Genomic DNA, 18,659 nt, shown 5'->3' with positions numbered 1-18,659 from the left:
GGTAGTATTATGCAAGCTAATCCAGCTTTTCTCCGCTTAAAACACCTTGTTCAGTAAGGTAGTCTCGTAAACTACGATACGTCTCATCTTTCCAGAATGCGGTCGATTCAACAAGTGCAGAAGCATCATTTCGAGCCACTTCAAGTACGCGATAATCGTGCACTAAATCGGCTACTTTAAATTCTGGTAGGCCGCTTTGCTTTCGTCCAAAAAAGTCCCCGGGGCCACGAAGCTCTAAGTCACGTTGAGAAAGAACAAAACCATCGTTCGATTCCGTCATGATTTGCATCCGTTCTTTACCGACTTCTGATTTTGGGTCTGCAAGTAGTACACAATAAGATTGCTCACTGCCTCGACCAACGCGACCTCGCAATTGATGAAGCTGTGCCAGTCCAAAACGTTCAGCATCATAGATGACCATAATCGTCGCATTTGGTACATTTACCCCTACTTCTACGACTGTAGTTGAAACGAGAAGCTGGACGTTATTTGTACTAAACTCTTCCATCACTTCTTCTTTCTCATCTGAGCTAAGTCGTCCATGCATTAAGCCCACCTGATAACCGGGAAGAGCTGTTTGCATTTGAAAATGAACGTCAATCGCATTTTGAACATCAAGCTTTTCAGACTCTTCGATCAGAGGACAAATGACATAGCCCTGTCTCCCTTGATCCAGTTCTTTTTTCACAAAATCAATCACTCGCGGAAGCATATCTGGTTTCGCCCAATACGTTTCAATTGGTTTGCGACCTGCAGGCATTTCATCGATCGTAGATACATCCATGTCACCAAAAACAGAGATAGCGAGCGTTCTAGGAATCGGCGTCGCAGTCATATAGAGAACGTCAGGACTCAGTCCCTTTTCTCGTAAAACACGACGCTGATTTACCCCAAAACGATGCTGCTCATCTGTAATGACGAGCCCGAGGTTTTCGAACACAACTTCATCCTGTATCAGCGCATGTGTGCCAATAAGAAGATCGACTTCTCCGAGAGCCAGACGTTCTAGAATTTCACGTCGTTTCTTTCCCTTCACTGATCCCGTTAACAACTCCACATTCAGTTTCTCGCCAAGAAGTTCTTGAAAGGATTCATAATGCTGCTCAGCAAGTATTTCGGTTGGCACCATTAATGCCCCCTGATGACCAGCAAGGTATGAAGCGTATAAGCCAATCGCAGCCACAACCGTTTTACCAGAACCAACATCTCCCTGTAGCAGTCGATTCATCCGATAGTCACTCTGCATATCCTTCAATATTTCGCCAACTACGCGATTTTGAGCACCGGTTAATGGGAAAGGAAGGCTTTCTATAAACGCATCCAGCTTCTCCTTTTCAAACACTTGCGAAGCTCCTTTTGTACTTTCACGTTCACGTTTTCGAAACACCTGCATCTTCAGCTGAAATTGAAGTAATTCTTCATAGACGAAGCGACGTCTTGCTTGCTTAAGCCCGTCATGTGAAGGTGGAGCGTGCATCATAAAGACAGCATCTTTTCGCGGCATCAATTTATACCGCTCAAGCATTTGAGGAGGAAGATTTTCTTCTATTTGTTCCCCAAACTGATTCAACGCAAGCTGAATATAACGTTTCATCGCTTTCACCGTTACGTCCCCACCGACAGGGTAGATCGGTTCTATCGTGCCGTCTGGATTATGACTAGAAAACGTAATTTCATTTGCTGAGAGGGTCATTTTATGTTGATCCCATTTCCCAGTCACCGTAACAATCTGACCTAGCGTAAACTGCTTTTTTAAGAAGGCACGATTAAAAAAAACGGCTGTTATGAGGAATTTCCCTACTAACAGCCTTACGGACAATCGTGATTTCTTCTTTCCATAAAAGCGGACTACCGGTTCACTATGAACTTTCCCTTCAAGCGTTGCTCGTTCTTCATGCTTCACTTCAGCTAGATCTTTTAGCTCATAATCTTCATACCGAAATGGAAAATATTCAATTAAATCTTGTATGTTATGAATTCCGATCGATGAAAGAGAAGCCGCTTTCTCATCACCAATCCCTTTTATTTGCGTAATCCGATCGTCCATTCTTTCTCACTCATTTCCTATCAAGGGATACTCCAAAGATTTTCGCTTCAAGCTCACGTCCCGTTGGTGTTGCTGCAAGTCCCCCTTGTGCTGTTTCACGAAGGGCAGATGGCATGGTTTGTCCAATTTTATACATCGCATCAATTACTTCATCACATGGAATGCGACTTGTAATACCAGCAAGAGACATATCTGCTGCTACGAGCGCATTAGATGCACCCATTGCATTACGTTTTACACACGGTACTTCAACAAGGCCTGCAACAGGGTCACATACAAGACCAAGCATGTTTTTAAGTGCAATAGCAAACGCGTGAGACGATTGTTCTGGCGTTCCCCCCATTAGTTCCACAATCGCTGCTGCAGCCATCCCTGTTGCAGAACCTACTTCAGCCTGACAGCCACCCGCTGCACCTGAAATAGAAGCATTATTCGCTACAACAAATCCAAATGCCCCAGAAGTGAAGAGATACCTTACCATCTGCTCTTCTGTCGGATTTACTTTTTCACGAATCGCAAATAAAGTACCTGGTACAACTCCAGCCGAGCCCGCTGTCGGCGTTGCACAGATTGTGCCCATTGCTGCGTTTACTTCATTTGTGGCGATCGCTTTACTAACAGCATCAAGCATCGTATGACCTGACAACGAGTTTCCAGACTTCATATAGTTTTGAAGAAGAACAGCGTCTCCACCTGTTAAGCCGGAATGTGATTTAACATCTTCATTAATTCCTCTTTCAACCGCCTGCTCCATGACAACAAGATTATTTTTCATTTGATTGTAAACATCTTCACGTGTACTGCCTCTGAAATCCATTTCTTGTTCAATCATTATTTCTGAAATTGGCTTATTTTTCGATTGCGCCAATTCTACTAATTCTGCTACGTTACGAAACATACCTTTTCCTCCTCTATGGCTTAATCGCTAATTTTTGCAACTTGTATAATGTTCGGCAACGATTCCACTTCATCTAATACAATTTGTGGAATGTTTTGGTCCACTTCAATCGTCATTAGCGCTTCTTTACCCTTCTCTTTTCGCGATACATTCATGTGCCCAATGTTAATCTCATGTTTGGCTAACGTGTTTGATACACCTGCAATCGCGCCGAATCGATCATTGTGAACAACGAGAATCGCTGGACTATTCCCTGAAAGTCCTAGCGCAAATCCATTAAGTTCAATAACCTCGATTTTACCACCGCCGATGGAGATTCCAACAAGCTCCAGTTCTCCCTTTTCGTCTGATAGGTGAATGCGCGCAGTATTTGGATGATCTGTGATCGCATCTTCTTCCGTAAAGCGAACTTTGATTTTCTTTTCCTTCGCTATTGTAAGCGCATTCACGATTCTCTCGTCATATGTATCAAAATCGAGAACGCCACCGATTAGCGCCACGTCAGTACCATGTCCTTTGTAGGTTCTTGCAAACGACCCATATAGTGAAACGGTGATCGACTTTGGCTCACGACCAAACAAATGTCTTGCCACACGACCTATTCTAGCTGCTCCAGCTGTATGAGAGCTTGATGGACCAATCATTACAGGCCCAATAATATCGAATACACTGCGAAACTTCACGTTGACGCCACCTCTCAACTTGCTTTATTTAATAAAAGGAGTTCTATACAGAAAAAGAAAACCTGGCTCATGCCACGTTTCTTTTTCCGCAACTATTTAGTCAATCTACTCCACGGCCATAATATAGGCATAGATCGGTTGTTTACCTTCATGAAGCTCAACTTCAACTTCTTCAAACTGCTCTTCGATATATGCTGCAAGGGTTTCTGCTTCTTCCTGCTCAGCGTCTTCCCCGTAAATAATCGTAACAATTTCATCGTCTTCAGTAATCATAGATGCTAAAAGCGCCTTAGCTACTTCAAGACGTTCTTGTTCAGAAACCACAATTTTACCGTCCGCGATTCCCATAAAGTCGTCTTTTGCGATATCAATCCCGTCAATCTTCGTATCGCGTACAGCAAACGTTACTTGACCTGATTTTACAGCTGAAAGACTATCTTTCATCGCTTCTTCATTTGCTTGAGCACTAGCAGAAGGGTTAAAGCCAAGGAGACTCGAAATACCCTGTGGCACCGTCTTAGATGGAATAACAATGACGTTCTCATCAACAACAGAAGCAGCCTGCTGTGCAGTCATCACAATATTGCTATTGTTTGGCAAAATAATGATATTATTAGCGTACACTTCTTCAATTGCCTTGATAATATCTTCTGTGCTCGGATTCATCGTCTGTCCACCTGGGATGACGTAATGAGCGCCAAGGCTCTCAAACAACGTTGCGATTCCTTCGCCCATTGACACCGTAATAATCCCATACTCTTTACGTTCAGCAGGTTTCTCTTTCTTCTCCTGCTTCGGACGCTCTTCTTTCATGATTGTTGAGTGCTGCTCTCGCATATTCTCAATTTTAATCTTAATTAAGCTCCCGTAATTTTGTGCATACGTCATAATGTTTCCCGGATATTCAGTATGCATATGTACTTTAACGAGATCATCGTCAGAGACAACTAGCAAGGAGTCACCATGCTTATCAAGTTCATTTCGAAATGCTTCCTCGTCATAAGGTGATTTGGCAAGCTTTTCTTCTTCAAATTGAACCATGAACTCTGTACAGTAGCCAAATTCAATGTCTTCTGTTTTCATATGACCCTGTGCACTTTTGTGGTGCTCAGCTCGCACAAGCTCATCCATCTTCTCTTCATCAACGGAAGAATCAGGTGTTTCTTTTCCTTCAAGTACAGCAAGGAATCCTTCATAGATTAACAATAAACCTTGACCGCCAGAATCAACGACGCCAACTTCTTTTAGTACAGGAAGGAGATCAGGCGTACGGTTTAAAGACTCTTTTCCTTCTTTTACAACCACCTGCATCAGCTCGACAACGTCTGATATTTTCTTGGCAGACTTCACTGCTTTACGAGCAGCATCCTTTGCAACGGTAAGAATAGTACCTTCTACTGGCTTCATAACAGCTTTATAGGCAGAATCCACGCCATTCTCAAGTGCGGCAGCTAACTCGACGCTTGTAATCTCAGACTTTCCTTCAATTGACTTTGAAAACCCTCGAAATAGCTGAGACAAAATAACGCCAGAGTTCCCGCGTGCGCCCATCAATAAGCCTCTTGCAAAAAGAGATGCTACGTCTCCTACTTTATCAGAGCTGCTGGATCGTACTTCAGCTGCTCCAGATGTAATTGTTAAGTTCATATTTGTACCAGTATCTCCATCTGGTACAGGGAAAACATTTAGCGCATCTACCATTTTGGCATTCTTTGAAAGATTATTTGCTCCTTCAAGAACCATGTGCGCAAAACGCTTCCCATCAATCTTTTGAATCGTCACAGACTTTTCCTCCTAACTCCACTTATGGGTTGGTCACTCTAACCCCTTGGACGTAAATGTTTACTGAATCAACTGATAGCCCGAGCATTTGATCAAGCTGATATTTTACTTTTGTTTGCACGTTATGAGCTACTTCTGAAATTTTAGTGCCGTAGCTTACGATAATGTACATGTCAATGTTAAGGTCATCTTCATCTTTACGTACGACAATCCCTCTGCTAAAGTTATCTTTCCCCAATAGTTCAGTGATGCCGTCTTTTAATTGCTTTTGCGAAGCCATTCCAACGATACCATAACAATCAATTGCTGCGCCACCTGCAATCGCAGCGACTACTTCCGTCGAAATATCAATTTGTCCGTACTGGGTTTTCATTTCAATTGCCATTATATTTCCTCCCTTAGCGATTTAAGAACTGACCACTTAACAGTTTTATCCTCAATAAGATTCTATTCATAACATTATAAAGAAAAAATAAATCCTTTGCAGAGCTAACGTTATTTTACTACAATATCACATATAATAAAAGTTCATCATTTAAAACCTCTATTATGATAAGCTTTTACTGTTAAGTTTTTTTCTTGATAAGACGTGTTAAACATCTTGCATTCACTACACCTACATGATACTATAGTGGAGGATTTATCCTGCACTTTTTGTGCAATGTAGGACAGTAAGGAGGTAGAAACAATGGCTAAATGTGCAATCACTGGACGCAAGACTTCGTTTGGTAACAAGCGTTCTCACGCGTTGAATACAACAAAACGTAAATTTGGTGCTAACCTTCAAAAGGTACGCATCATGGTAGATGGTAAACCTAAGAAAGTTTATGTATCTGCTCGTGCTCTTAAATCAGGCAAAATCGAACGCGCATAGTAAACGTAAAAAAAAGCACCCAATCGGGTGCTTTTTTTCATTTCAACTACTCATTTTTTTTAAAAGACCCGAGCACAGCTCTCACAAAACCACCGAGAAATTTTGGTAATTTAATCGTATAAAACTTCATATTTCCCCCTCCTCAGAAAGTCAAAGATGGACCCCAGGATGAACAATATGAGAATATAAGATGCATTACTATTATATTCGCCGAAATTGAAATAGTACCTAAACCTGCTCGGCGTCCGAACTTCTTACCACCAATAGTATGCCACTACTAAATGAATAAGACCCATTTTCCTCGACCAGTTCATTGCTAATGCAAAGACTGGATCCCCAGGATATGTGCCTTTCTATCAATGGATAACGGTAGCCAACAAGCGTTAAACCAGTTACTTCAGGAGTAAAAGAAAGAAAGGACATATATGGAAAACGAGCATCCTTTTGAGCAGAGTATGTACCAGGCTCTTTCATTTCTAATCGGTTTAATTTATCCTCAATGGAAAGTGATACGTTTGCTTTCACACCCTTGATTAACATTTGAACGTTCATCCAGCTATGATCAAGCCTTCCCCCTGTTACTCCAAACATCGTAATCGCATCAGGCTTTTCATCGATTGCCCAATCGAGTGCAATTTCTAGATCTGTGTGATCTTTTTCTGATGGATAAACGGTAAAAGGCAAATCATGCGTTTCCATCCATTTCCGTTCTTCCGCGCTTACTGAGTCAAAATCCCCAAATCCATGTTCAGGAATAACACCATTTTTTAATAGTGTATAGACGCCACGATCTACCCCAATCCACCTAACGTCTTTTTCTTTAAGAAGATGAGCTGGAAGGTCCTCTTCCGGTCCTCCTGCCACAATATAAATGTGATTTGCTCTCATTGTTTATGCACCAACTTAGGTGCTTGATTTGAGAGCAAGGCAAGAACGATGATCGAGACAGCAGCAGTTGGCAGTAAATAAGACGCGTTATAAAGGAATGAATATAATGCCACAGGTGTTCCTTCTGGTGCCATATCACCGAACCAGATCACTCCAGAAATAAAATGACTGACCAACCGAAGAAGTGATCCAGTTAAGCACCCCAGAACGATCATCATCATGCGCTTTCGTTTTGGTGCGTCCACTGTCACGCTGAAAATCCCAGCCATACCAACAATCATAAAGGCGATAGGATAATCTAGTAAAAATTGAATGGGATGAACATAAAAAGGCGGGACGATCAGAGGTTGCAAAATCCCAACTAATAATCCAGTTGTTAAACCTGCACCTAGCCCTCTTCGGTAAGCGATTAAAAAAATGGGCACCATGGCTAGCGACACGGAACCACCATTTGGCCATAACCTGATTGACAATAAATCTAGTATCACGCCAACGGCAGCCATTAAAGCGATCTCTACAAGCAAAAGAAGCCGATTATCTTTCTTCATGAATCCTAATTCCTCCATTACCTAAGCTTTGTCTTATGAAAAAACAGCGGGAAGAGCCCCGCTGTTTTATGATTGACGTATTTGTTCAATGGCCGCTTTCCGATCAGATTGACTATAAATTGCTGACCCCGCAACGAGCACAGTAGCTCCTGCTTCAATACATGCACGAGCCGTCTCCGCGTTCACTCCACCATCCACTTCAATTTCAGGGGAGACGCCTAATGAATCGGCAAGCTGTTTCGTTTCTGTAATCTTAGAAAGCACACGGTCAATAAACGCCTGTCCTCCGAAGCCAGGATTTACCGTCATTAGTAAGACTAAGTCGACGTCCTCAATAACGTGTTTAATGGCATCAACAGGTGTGGCTGGGTTAATGACAACACCAGCTTTAACACCTTTGCTTTTAATTAGTTGAATCGTCCGATGAAGATGCGGGCAAGCTTCAGCGTGAACCGTAAGAATATCGGCGCCAGCCTCCGCAAATTCTTCAATGTACTGATCGGGATTTTCAATCATAAGATGAACATCTAACGGTAGTGAAGTTACCGGACGTAGTGCGCGTACAATTGGGGCACCAATTGTAATATTAGGCACAAAGTGTCCATCCATCACATCAACGTGAATGTAGTCAGCTCCTGCTGCTTCGACGTCTTTTACTTCCTCACCTAATCTGGCAAAATCTGAAGCTAGAATAGAAGGGGCAATTTTTATCATGTTAGTACCTCCGTTTTTGATCCTTGATTTCCTGGAAAAAAGAAGAATAATGATCGTAACGATACGCTTTAATTTCTTCTTTTTCTACCGCTACTTTAACCGCGCAGCCTGGTTCTGATTGATGGGTACATGCTCGAAACTTACATTCACTACTTTTTTCTTGTATCTCCGGAAAATAAAGCCATAGGTCGTCTGCTTCAATTCCTCTAAAGTCGAGTGAACTAAAACCAGGCGTGTCAGCTACAAGTCCAGATCCAAAAGGGATAAGTTCAACATGTCTCGTCGTATGCTTTCCACGACCAAGATGCGTAGAGATATCACTTGTATCAAGCTCAAGGTCAGGATTTATGGCATTTAAGAGTGAGGACTTCCCAACTCCAGATTGTCCCGCAAATACTGTCACTTTTTCTTGAAAATAGGGTTCGATTTCTGCTACGCCTGAAAGACTCTGGGCAGATGAAACAACCACATCGTACCCTACTTCCCGGTAATCATCTGCATAAGCCATAATTTCATTTTCTTCAGCATTTGAAACAAGATCGATCTTCGAAATGCAGATGATCGGTCGAATATCACTCGCTTCAATATGAACAAGAAATTTGTCAAGAAGCTGCGTATTAAACGTCGGTTGAGTTGCTGAAAATACAAGAAATGCCTGATCAACATTGGCTATTGGAGGACGTACCAATTCATTTTCTCTTTCTTTAATTTCAAGAACGTAACCATCCGTTTTATTTTCTGCTTCATATACAACAAAGTCACCAACAAGAGGGGTGATCTTCCGCTTTCTGAAGTTCCCTCTTCCTCGACATTGGTAAATTTCTTTATTCACTTCATCCTGCACGTAATAAAAGCCGCTTAATGCTTTAATTATTCTTCCATCTGCCATGTAGGACTCCTTACTCATTTTTACCGTATTTTTGTTTTGCTTCTTCATATGTGATGGTTTTCGAGTTTTCTTTTTTCTCTTTATTATCCACAAAGGTTTTATACGAAGCTTCCTCACCAGGATAGATCGTTAAATCAAAATTAATTTCCTTTGTTTCAGTAATGGTTTCAGAGATTTCTTCGCCTTCTGTTGTCGAATCAGTGTAAAGGATTTCAATTAAATGTTCTTCACCCTTTTTCACATCGATCTTAAAGGAGTTAGGAACAACAATCGCTTCCTCTTCAGGAGAAGGTTCTGGTTCTAGTTCGGGCTCCGGTTCTGGTTCGGGCTCCGGTTCTGGCTCCGGTTCTGGTTCTGGTTCGGGCTCCGGCTCTGGTTCCGGCTCAGGACCTTTGGATAAGGTAATTGTAATCTCATCGCCTTTTTTCACTTGAGCAGCTGTACTTGGAGAATGAGAAACAACAGATCCTTCTTCGACAGAGTCGCTAAATTCTGGCTCACTATATGCGAGCTTTAACTCTTCATCCCCTGCATATTCTTCCACTTCGGCTTTCGTTTTATCTTTTAAATCTTCGAGAGGAAATGATTCTGAACCTAAGCTATACCATATCACGATCGCATCCTCTGTTGGCAGGACCATTTTCCCAGATTCAGGACTTTGATCAAAGATTTCACCTTCAGGAGCATCGTCACGGTATTCGTCTTCGAATTTAATGTTCTCAAATCCCTGTTCTTTTAATAAAGCTTCCACTTCATCTTTCTGTTTCCCTATATAATCGCCAAGCTCTGTTTTTTCAGCTCCTATACTAACATAAAGTGTGACCGTACTATCTTCTTTCACCATGGTCCCAGCAGTAGGATCCTGACTGATAACCTGATCTTCCTCTACTTCTTCACTAAACTGGTCTTCTTTTTTTACATCAAGTTTTTGATCAATTAATGCGGATCTTGCTTCCTCGTATTCCATTCCCGTTACATCTGGAACTTCCACGTCACTCACATAGAAGAGATCAGGCATAAATGTGAAGGCTAGCGCACCTGCTCCGCCAAGAAGTAAGAGTAGGAGCATCACAAGTATTGCGATCTTTCCTGCCTTCTTTTTCTTTTTTGGAGGTTCACTAGATTCATCATTATGAATAGGTTGTTGCGGCGCCGTATTCTGTTCTACACCTCGACTATCAGGTGTGACAGGTGTTAAGACTTTTGTCGCTTCTTCATCATCCTGTTCGGGTGGTTTTTCATAAACTTTTGTCGGGTCGAGAGCCATATCGAGCGCTTCATACATTTCTAGTGCACTTTGATAACGTTGGACAGGTTCTTTGGCCATTGCCTTCATAATAATATGCTCGACATTTCTTGGTAGAGAGGTATTGATTAAACTAGGTTTAGGAAAACGATCTTGTAGGTGCTTTAACGCGACAGAAACCGGAGAGTCCCCTGAAAAAGGAAGTACTCCTGTTACCATTTCGTATAGCACGACTCCAAGAGAATAAATATCTGAGCGTTCATTCGCCAATGCCCCACGGGCCTGTTCAGGCGAGAAATAATGAACAGAGCCTAGTACCGAATTGGTATGCGTAATCGTTGCGGAAGTCATCGCCATCGCGATTCCAAAATCCGTTACTTTTGCATCTCCATACTCATCAATAAGAATATTATGGGGCTTAATGTCCCGGTGAATGATGTGATTCTCATGGGCATGCTCAATAGCAGACGTCATTTGTTTCATAATATCTAGCGCTTCTTCAATAGGCAGAGCACCACGATCACGAATCTTCTGCTTGAGCGTGGTTCCTGCTACGTATTCCATAACGATGTAGTAAAAATCTTCTTCTTCCCCAACGTCATAGATTGACACTACGTTCGGATGCGCCAGGCTGGTCGCAGATTCAGCTTCGCGACGAAATCGCTTGATAAAATCATCATCTTGGGAGAATTCTGGACGAAGCAGCTTTACAGCAACCGTCCGATCCAGGATTAAATCTAAAGCTCGATAGACGATAGCCATCCCGCCGTCTCCAATGACTTCAAGCAGTTTGTAACGTCCATTAATATGCTTACCTAGCATGAGGTTTCACTTCCAGAAGCTGAAGAGTTCTCGATTATTGCAACTGTAATGTTATCCTCTCCACCTGCTTCGTTCGCTAAGCGTATAAGCTCTGTTGCCTTCTCTTTAAGAGAACCTTCAGAGTTCATTACTTTTTCCAAGTCATTGTCTGATACTTTATTCGTTAACCCATCAGAGCAAAAAAGCGCTGCTTCATGTTCATCCCACTCGAACGTGTGAACGTCTACTTTCACATCATCATCTGTTCCAAGTGCACGCAAGAGAACGTTTTTCCGTGGGTGATCTTCTGCTTCTTCAGCTGAAAGCTGACCGCTCTTCACGAGTTCATTGACAAGAGAATGATCACTTGTTTTTTGATTAAGAACACGATCTCCAAATAAATAAGCCCGGCTGTCTCCAACGTGGCCAATCGTAATAAATTCATTAGTACAAACTGCGGCGACAAGCGTTGTGCCCATCCCGGCATATTCAGGTTTTTCTTTTGAAAAGGCAAGGATCGTTTCATTTGCTTTTCGAATCGTATGTAAAAGCCAAGCTTCCGCTCTTCCCGGGCGAAATCCTGCTTTTTCATCTTTCCAACTTCTCTCCAATGATTCGACTGCGAGTGCACTTGCCACGTCACCTGCCTGATGACCACCCATACCATCTGCTACAATGACTAAATATTCGTCTAGGTGATTGCGGAGAAATGTGGTGCTATCTTCATTGTATGCCCTTACTTGGCCTTGATCTGTCAATGCGATTGCTTGCATGTGATTACCCCGTCTCCTCTTATCACAAGAATGCGGGAAGAATCGCCTGTAAACAGACGATTCACCAGCATCCAGCATTATTTTTTAACTAAACATGCGATATAAAAACCATCCGTGCCAAAATAATGTGGAAGAAGCTGAAGTTGTCCTTCTTCACAGTACTCCGCCACATTCTTAGGCAAACGGTTAGCGAGTGTTTTGTCTATGGTGAATTCAGGATGTTCTTCCAAGAATTGTTTTACCACTTCCTGGTTTTCCGCTCCTTCTATTGTACACGTACTGTAAACCAATTTTCCACCTGGTTTTAAAAGAGACGCTTGAGCTTCGAGAATTCCTTTTTGCACAACCGTAATGCGCTCAATATCTTCCTCTTTTTTCGACCATTTAATATCAGGCTTTCTTCGTAACACACCAAAACCAGTACATGGAGCGTCAACGAGAATGCGATCAAATGATTTGGCTTTAAAGCGTTCACCTACATTTCGGCTGTCTAGCGTCTCTGCTTCAATCGCACGTAAGTTCAAACGCTGGGCCTGCTTCTTGATTAATTTCACTTTATGCGCATGAAGATCAAGAGAATTTACGTGTCCAGATCCATTAAGTCGCTCTGCGATGTGAGTTGATTTCCCACCTGGTGCTGCGCACGCATCAAGAACTTTATGGCCAGGTTCAACGCCAAGTGCTCGTGCTACAAGCATCGAACTTTCGTCTTGAATCGTTAAGTCACCGCGCTTATAAACGTCTGTATCAAGGACCTTCCCTTGAATGACTTTAATGGCATCTTCTGATAGACTTCCTGGAACCGCTTCTACGCCTACCTTTGCAAGATCGTCGATCACTTGATTAACAGATGTTCGTGTCACATTTACACGAGCCGTTACATATGGGGAAAGTAGGTTCTCTTCACACATTGCTTCCGTTGCTTCAACACCAAGTTGGTCGATCCAACGTTGCACGAGCCAGAGTGGGTGACTTTTTGCGATCGAAATGCGTTCTGCAACATCCTCTATCGCTTCAGGGTTCTTAAGTCCTTTGCGTTGGGTATTCCGAAGCACTCCGTTCACCATACCACTGATGCCTTTATGTCCTCGTTTTTTAGCTATTTCAACTGCTTCATGAATAATGGCACGATCCGGTACACGGTCAAGATAAACCATTTGATAAAGGGAAAGTTGTAAAAGAGAAATGACCCACGTCTGAATTCTTTTTCGATTTGTTAGAAAATCATCGAGATAGAAGTCAAGAGTACTCTTTCGCTGAATCGTTCCGTATACGATTTCGGTTAACAAGCCCGTATCTTTGCGACTTAACTGGTGCTTTTTAATTGTTTCATTTAACAAGAGGTTGCTATATGCCTGGTTTTTATTGATTTTTTCAATTACATCAAGTGCTGCTTCTCTTACGTTTGTCATACTATTCACCAAATCTCTCATTTTTCTCGAATGTTCTACCTTGTAAATACTGCGCAGATGTCATGCGCTTCTTGCCTGCTGGTTGGATTTCCGTTAACTTAATCGCGGTCGTGTTTCCTGTTGCAACAACAGGTCCATCCGCGTCTGTATACAGGACAGAGCCTGGCTCAGCCTTCTCAGCACTTTCGATCTTCTCTCCCCACCAGACTTTCATTACTTTACCTTCATATTGTGTAAAGGCCACTGGCCATGGGTGTAAGCCGCGAATGTGGTTATAAATTTCTTCACCCGTTTTTGTCCAGTCGATTCGCTCTTGCTCCCGTTTAATATTAGGGGCAAACGTCGCCTCATCATCCTTTTGCTTCACAGGCGTTAATTCACCGTTAAGAAGCTTTGGCAACGTTTCTTTTAAAAGCTCTGACCCAGAAGCACTTAATTTATCATGAAGGCTCCCAGTATGGTCGCGTTCTTCAATTGGTACGATTGACTGAGTTAAAATATCACCCGCATCTAGTTTCTCCACCATATACATAATCGTAATGCCCGTCTCTTTTTTTCCTTGCAGGATTGAATAATGAATTGGTGCACCACCGCGAAGTTCCGGTAACAGTGACGCATGGACATTAATACAACCGTGCTTCGGTGCTTCAAGAAGCTGATTTGGTAAGATTTGGCCGAAGGCAGCCGTTACGATCAAATCTGGATTTAAATCTAGAATCGGTTGAAGTTGAGCCGGATCTTTCACTTTCTCAGGTTGTAGCACCGGAAGACCATGCTTCTCAGCAGCAACCTTAACAGGAGGCGGCGTTAACACTCTTTTTCTCCCTTTTGGACGGTCTGGTTGCGTCACGACACCGACGATCGTATACCCTTCTTCTACAAGCATATCAAGAACAGGAACAGAAAAATCCGGTGTCCCCATAAATACGATTTTTGTCATTGTTCTTCACCGTCTCCTTCCTGCTCAGGGTCAATGTAGCGAATGACTTTCTCTGTAAACAATACACCGTGAAGATGATCAATCTCATGCTGAATCGCTCTTGCAAAGAACCCTTCCGCTTTTAATTTAAACGGTTTACCAAAACGGTTCAACGCTTTTAACGTGATGGTATATGGTCGCTCAACTTCGCCAAATAGACCCGGGAAACTTAAGCAACCTTCAAGGTCGACTTCTTTTCCGGATGATTTAATAATCGTTGGATTGATTAGTTCTAATGCCTCTTCTTCTCTCGTATCAACAACGGCAACTTGTTTTCGAATACCGATTTGTGGTGCAGCGAGTCCAACGCCCTCTGCTGCGTACATTGTCTCAAACATATCATCGAGTAGCTGATGCAACTCTTTATCGAATTCCTCTACAGGATCGCATTCAACTTCAAGCACCTCATTTGGATGCAACACAATTTCTCTCATAGCCACGCGTATACTCCCTTTCACATTCTACATCATCATATAAGGTTGTGTATCGATGGATAGCTGTAAACCACCACGACTTATTTCCTTTGAAAAATGCTTTTGAATTTCTTTTAAATGATGAGTTAAGTTCGGTTCAGTTTTGTATTTTATCATGCATTGATAGCGATATCTATCTTTGATCCGTGGGATCGGTGAAGCTACAGGACCTAACACAACACTTTGGTTTGATAAGTGCTCCTTTAAATAAGCTGCAATTTTCTCTGTCACATCAACTGTTTTGGTTAACTCTTCATGCGAAACATTCACCATGGCAAGAAAATAAAAAGGAGGATAACCAAATTGTTTTCGTGTGACCATTTCACGCTGATAAAAGGACTGATAGTCGTGTTCGGCAGCCATTTCAATGCTGTAATGTTCAGGTGTATAGGATTGAACAATTACTTCACCTGGTAGCAAATGACGTCCTGCACGTCCACTTACTTGCGTTAGCAACTGGAACGTTTTCTCCGAAGCTCGGAAGTCAGGAATATGGAGCATGGCATCTCCTGCTAATACCCCAACAAGGGTAACATTTGGAAAATCAAGACCTTTGGCAATCATTTGTGTTCCGAGTAGGATATCTGCTTTTCCTTCTCCGAATTGATTCAAGAGCTTCTCATGTGCTCCCTTACGTCTCGTTGTATCAACGTCCATCCGCACCACCCGTGCCTCTGGAAGAATTTTTGTTAGTTCTTCCTCAACGCGCTGTGTACCTGTACCGAAAAAGCGAATGTGCTCACTTTCACACTCAGGGCATTGAGTTGGAAAACGCTCTTCATGGCCACAATAGTGACACCGCATCGTGCCGTTGATCTTGTGATACGTTAAGCTAATGTCACAATGAGGACACTCTGCTACATACCCGCAGTCCCGACACATCACGAAAGTAGAATAACCTCGGCGGTTTAAAAAAAGCACCGTTTGCTCTTTCTTCTCCAATCGATCTTTTAATTTGTCATAAAGATCGTTTGAGAACATCGAGCGGTTACCGGCTCGTAATTCTTCTCTCATATCAACAATTGAGACAGTCGGCATAGCCTGCTTATTTACTCTGTGCAACAATTCAAGAAGGGTATAAACGCCTTTTGATGCGCGTGCATACGATTCAAGCGATGGCGTTGCGCTCCCTAATACAACCGGACAGTTGTAATATTCGCCACGCTTAATTGCTACATCCCTTGCATGATACCTTGGATTTTCTTCTTGTTTATAGCTACTCTCATGCTCTTCATCAATGATGATAATGCCAAGATTCGTAAATGGAGCAAAAACGGCTGAACGTGCGCCAACAACAACTTTAACTTCTTTCCGATGAATTTTTCGCCACTCATCGTACTTTTCTCCACGGGAAAGCCCACTATGTAAGACCGCTACCTCGGAACCGAATCGACTTTTAAACCTGGTCACCATTTGTGGTGTTAATGAGATTTCGGGAACAAGCACAATGGCTTCCTTGCCCTGCTCTAGCACGCGGTGAATCGACTGCAAATAAATTTCTGTCTTCCCGCTCCCTGTTACGCCATGAATAAGAAATGTCTCATGATGATGTTCTTCAATACTTGTTAAAATAGGGGTTATCGCTTGTTGTTGCAAGTCTGTGAGCTCAAGAGCTGTCGAAGGAGTAAATTCGCGCCCCTTATAAGGATCACGGTAAAGCTCAACTTCTTCTTCTTTTAATATTTCTTTTGAGACGAGTGATTTGATCGTTGACCGCGTTGTATCAAGCATATCCATGAGCTCTTTGTACGAAACAGCCCCTTCATTCTCTATGAAATGCGCGATGATTTCCTGTTGCTTCAATGCGCGATTTCCCATCTTTTCCTTTTCTTGTTGAAGCTCGTCCTTCTGAAGTGCCGCTGATACAGAGAGAATGGTTTTAGGAGCGGTCTTTTCCTTTACATCATACCGTACCTCAAGCTCATCGTTTTTGATGGCCCGGTTTAATTCTTTATGACTAATATGCGAAAGAAAATCGTCCCATTTCACTCCGTTAGAGGATACCATCCGATGCCATGGAGCTTCTTGATTGGGACGATTTCCAAGCACAACTGTTTTCGTCACGTTTGCTTTCATCGCAGCTGGTAACATAGCCTGAAGGGCTGATACTGCATAACAAAGTGCCTTTTCTGTAAGCCAGAACCCTAGATCAAGTAACTCCTGCGTTAATATGGGAGTAACATCTTTTACTTCACTTAATTCTTTTAATTTAGCATGCTCTGATTCATTCGCGACCGAGATCACAAACCCCTGAATTTTTCTCGGTCCAAAAGGAACCACAACCCTCATTCCAGGCTCTATCATTTCTTCCCATTCATCCGGAATCGCATAATCAAACAGGCGATCAGTTTGATTCGCCGGTACATCGACTATGACTTTTGCAATCATGAACGTGTCACGTCCAATCGATTCACTTCATCGAGAATGCGATTCGCTGCCTCATGCTTGGATTGCAAGGGAAGTTCAACGCGTTCCCCATCACGATGAAGAAGCGTCATGACATTGGTATCTTTATCGAAGCCTGCACCCTCTGCTTTAATATTGTTCGCACAAATCAAATCCAAATTTTTCTTTACTAGCTTTTTCTGTGCAAATTCATCCAACCGCTCTGACTCTGCTGCAAATCCAACAAGAATTTGATTTTTCTTTTTTTGCCCAAGCGTCCAAAGAATGTCTTTCGTCCGCTCCATCTCAATCACCATTTCACCCTCAGATTTCTTCACTTTTTCTGAAGCAATTGTAGCAGGTCGATAGTCGGCAACGGCGGCTGCTTTTATGACAATATCAGCCGTCTCAGCTGCCTGTAGAACAGACTCAAACATTTCTTCTGCGGTAACCACATCAATACGTTCAACACCTTGAGGAGTGGGAAGAGAGACTGGACCTGCCACCAATGTGACATCCGCACCACGTTTCGCCGCCTGCTCTGCTAATGCAAATCCCATTTTTCCGGAGGAATAGTTTGTAAAATAGCGAACAGGATCAACCGGTTCTCGCGTAGGACCTGCCGTGACGACTACTTTTTTCCCAGCTAAATCGTTCGTATCTTCCTTAAAATACGTTTCTAACGTTGCCAGGATATCTTCAGGCTCCGCCATGCGTCCTTTACCAACATAGCCACATGCAAGTAACCCTTCTCCAGGTTCAAGAAAATGACAGCCAAACGAGCGGAGGATGTCCATGTTTTTCTTAACAGCAGGATGGTCGTACATGTGAACATTCATCGCTGGGGCTATCCATACGGGAGCTTCAGTAGCAAGTAACGTCGTTGACATCATATCGTCTGAGATTCCGTTCGCAAGCTTACCAATGATGTTTGCTGTAGCAGGCGCGATCAGAACGATGTCTGCCCAATCCGCTACGTCAATATGGGCCACTGCTGTTGGGTCCTTTTCTTCAAAAGTATCCTTATAAACATCATTTCTGGAAAGCGTTTGAAACGTTAATGGTGTAACAAATTCAGTAGCTGATTTTGTCATTAACACCTTCACTTCCGCACCCGTTTGATACAGCTTACTTGTGAGAGCGGCTGCCTTAAATACAGCAATCCCACCACTAACACAAAGCAATATCTTCTTTCCCTTTAGACTCATAAGTTTCACCTTCCGTCCAAATAGTTAACATAATATAAATATAGTAAAGAGAAGCTAAT

At 42.7% G+C, this 18,659-nt stretch carries 18 protein-coding genes; 1 reads left to right on the top strand and 17 read right to left on the bottom strand.

All coding sequences use genetic code 11. The features are described from left to right. Nucleotides 1-16: 16 nt before the first annotated feature. The 5 genes from recG to LCL91_RS02700 all read right to left on the bottom strand — a co-directional run bounded on the left by recG (nucleotide 17) and on the right by LCL91_RS02700 (nucleotide 5,795). Nucleotides 17-2,047 carry an ATP-dependent DNA helicase RecG gene (gene recG, locus LCL91_RS02720; protein WP_224879736.1) on the bottom strand — a complete coding sequence of 677 codons (2,031 nt, stop codon included), beginning with the start codon at nucleotides 2,045-2,047 and terminating at the stop codon, nucleotides 17-19. A 10-nt stretch (nucleotides 2,048-2,057) separates the two neighbouring features. Then, entirely contained in the window at nucleotides 2,058-2,945 is an 888-nt protein-coding gene (gene sdaAA, locus LCL91_RS02715) for an L-serine ammonia-lyase, iron-sulfur-dependent, subunit alpha (RefSeq protein ID WP_224879734.1), read from the bottom strand. A gap of 20 nt (nucleotides 2,946-2,965) precedes the next feature. Further along, the gene (gene sdaAB, locus LCL91_RS02710) at nucleotides 2,966-3,628 is read right to left on the bottom strand and encodes an L-serine ammonia-lyase, iron-sulfur-dependent subunit beta (RefSeq protein ID WP_098443345.1); all 663 of its coding nucleotides are present in this window, start codon (nucleotides 3,626-3,628) and stop codon (nucleotides 2,966-2,968) included. Nucleotides 3,629-3,733: 105 nt separating this feature from the next. Next, a complete protein-coding gene (locus LCL91_RS02705) occupies nucleotides 3,734-5,410 on the bottom strand; it encodes a DAK2 domain-containing protein (protein WP_224879732.1) in 1,677 nt (558 codons plus the stop codon). Nucleotides 5,411-5,432: 22 nt separating this feature from the next. Then, the gene (locus LCL91_RS02700) at nucleotides 5,433-5,795 is read right to left on the bottom strand and encodes an Asp23/Gls24 family envelope stress response protein (RefSeq protein WP_048309833.1); all 363 of its coding nucleotides are present in this window, start codon (nucleotides 5,793-5,795) and stop codon (nucleotides 5,433-5,435) included. Between the two features lie 303 nt (nucleotides 5,796-6,098). Between LCL91_RS02700 and rpmB the strand changes: the two genes are divergently transcribed. After that, nucleotides 6,099-6,284: a 50S ribosomal protein L28 gene (gene rpmB / locus LCL91_RS02695; RefSeq protein ID WP_098443343.1), complete on the top strand. Its 186-nt coding sequence runs from the start codon at nucleotides 6,099-6,101 to the stop codon at nucleotides 6,282-6,284. Nucleotides 6,285-6,330: 46 nt separating this feature from the next. Here the strand turns inward: rpmB and spoVM are convergent, their stop codons facing one another. The 12 genes from spoVM to coaBC all read right to left on the bottom strand — a co-directional run bounded on the left by spoVM (nucleotide 6,331) and on the right by coaBC (nucleotide 18,600). Continuing rightward, nucleotides 6,331-6,414, bottom strand: coding sequence for a stage V sporulation protein SpoVM (gene spoVM / locus LCL91_RS02690; RefSeq protein ID WP_048309835.1), 84 nt, complete (start codon nucleotides 6,412-6,414; stop codon nucleotides 6,331-6,333). A gap of 98 nt (nucleotides 6,415-6,512) precedes the next feature. After that, on the bottom strand, nucleotides 6,513-7,172 hold the full coding sequence (locus LCL91_RS02685; protein WP_224879730.1) for a thiamine diphosphokinase: 660 nt from the start codon (nucleotides 7,170-7,172) through the stop codon (nucleotides 6,513-6,515). Next, on the bottom strand, nucleotides 7,169-7,720 hold the full coding sequence (gene thiT, locus LCL91_RS02680) for an energy-coupled thiamine transporter ThiT (protein ID WP_224879728.1): 552 nt from the start codon (nucleotides 7,718-7,720) through the stop codon (nucleotides 7,169-7,171). The genes LCL91_RS02685 and thiT overlap by 4 nt, the downstream gene beginning before the upstream one ends. A gap of 66 nt (nucleotides 7,721-7,786) precedes the next feature. Then, on the bottom strand, nucleotides 7,787-8,434 hold the full coding sequence (rpe, locus tag LCL91_RS02675; protein ID WP_224879726.1) for a ribulose-phosphate 3-epimerase: 648 nt from the start codon (nucleotides 8,432-8,434) through the stop codon (nucleotides 7,787-7,789). 1 nt (nucleotide 8,435) lies between these two features. Then, complete coding sequence (gene rsgA / locus LCL91_RS02670) at nucleotides 8,436-9,323, bottom strand: ribosome small subunit-dependent GTPase A (protein ID WP_098443339.1); 888 nt, start codon at nucleotides 9,321-9,323, stop codon at nucleotides 8,436-8,438. Nucleotides 9,324-9,333: 10 nt separating this feature from the next. After that, nucleotides 9,334-11,391 carry a Stk1 family PASTA domain-containing Ser/Thr kinase gene (pknB, locus tag LCL91_RS02665; protein ID WP_224879724.1) on the bottom strand — a complete coding sequence of 686 codons (2,058 nt, stop codon included), beginning with the start codon at nucleotides 11,389-11,391 and terminating at the stop codon, nucleotides 9,334-9,336. After that, nucleotides 11,385-12,143 carry a Stp1/IreP family PP2C-type Ser/Thr phosphatase gene (locus LCL91_RS02660; protein ID WP_224879722.1) on the bottom strand — a complete coding sequence of 253 codons (759 nt, stop codon included), beginning with the start codon at nucleotides 12,141-12,143 and terminating at the stop codon, nucleotides 11,385-11,387. The genes pknB and LCL91_RS02660 overlap by 7 nt, the downstream gene beginning before the upstream one ends. A gap of 77 nt (nucleotides 12,144-12,220) precedes the next feature. Next, a complete protein-coding gene (rsmB, locus tag LCL91_RS02655; protein ID WP_224879720.1) occupies nucleotides 12,221-13,555 on the bottom strand; it encodes a 16S rRNA (cytosine(967)-C(5))-methyltransferase RsmB in 1,335 nt (444 codons plus the stop codon). 1 nt (nucleotide 13,556) lies between these two features. Beyond that, nucleotides 13,557-14,495, bottom strand: coding sequence for a methionyl-tRNA formyltransferase (gene fmt / locus LCL91_RS02650; RefSeq protein ID WP_224879718.1), 939 nt, complete (start codon nucleotides 14,493-14,495; stop codon nucleotides 13,557-13,559). Then, entirely contained in the window at nucleotides 14,492-14,974 is a 483-nt protein-coding gene (gene def / locus LCL91_RS02645; protein WP_224879716.1) for a peptide deformylase, read from the bottom strand. Before def ends, fmt begins: the two co-directional genes overlap by 4 nt. A gap of 21 nt (nucleotides 14,975-14,995) precedes the next feature. Further along, on the bottom strand, nucleotides 14,996-17,395 hold the full coding sequence (gene priA, locus LCL91_RS02640; RefSeq protein WP_224879714.1) for a primosomal protein N': 2,400 nt from the start codon (nucleotides 17,393-17,395) through the stop codon (nucleotides 14,996-14,998). Continuing rightward, the gene (gene coaBC, locus LCL91_RS02635; RefSeq protein ID WP_224879712.1) at nucleotides 17,392-18,600 is read right to left on the bottom strand and encodes a bifunctional phosphopantothenoylcysteine decarboxylase/phosphopantothenate--cysteine ligase CoaBC; all 1,209 of its coding nucleotides are present in this window, start codon (nucleotides 18,598-18,600) and stop codon (nucleotides 17,392-17,394) included. Before coaBC ends, priA begins: the two co-directional genes overlap by 4 nt. Between the last annotated feature and the right edge of the window lie 59 nt (nucleotides 18,601-18,659).

Source organism: Guptibacillus hwajinpoensis (genome assembly GCF_020171785.1).
Classification (GTDB): domain Bacteria; phylum Bacillota; class Bacilli; order Bacillales; family Guptibacillaceae; genus Guptibacillus; species Guptibacillus sedimenti.
Note: the sequence above shows the minus strand (reverse complement) of the source record. Positions and strands in the feature narration are given on the sequence as shown.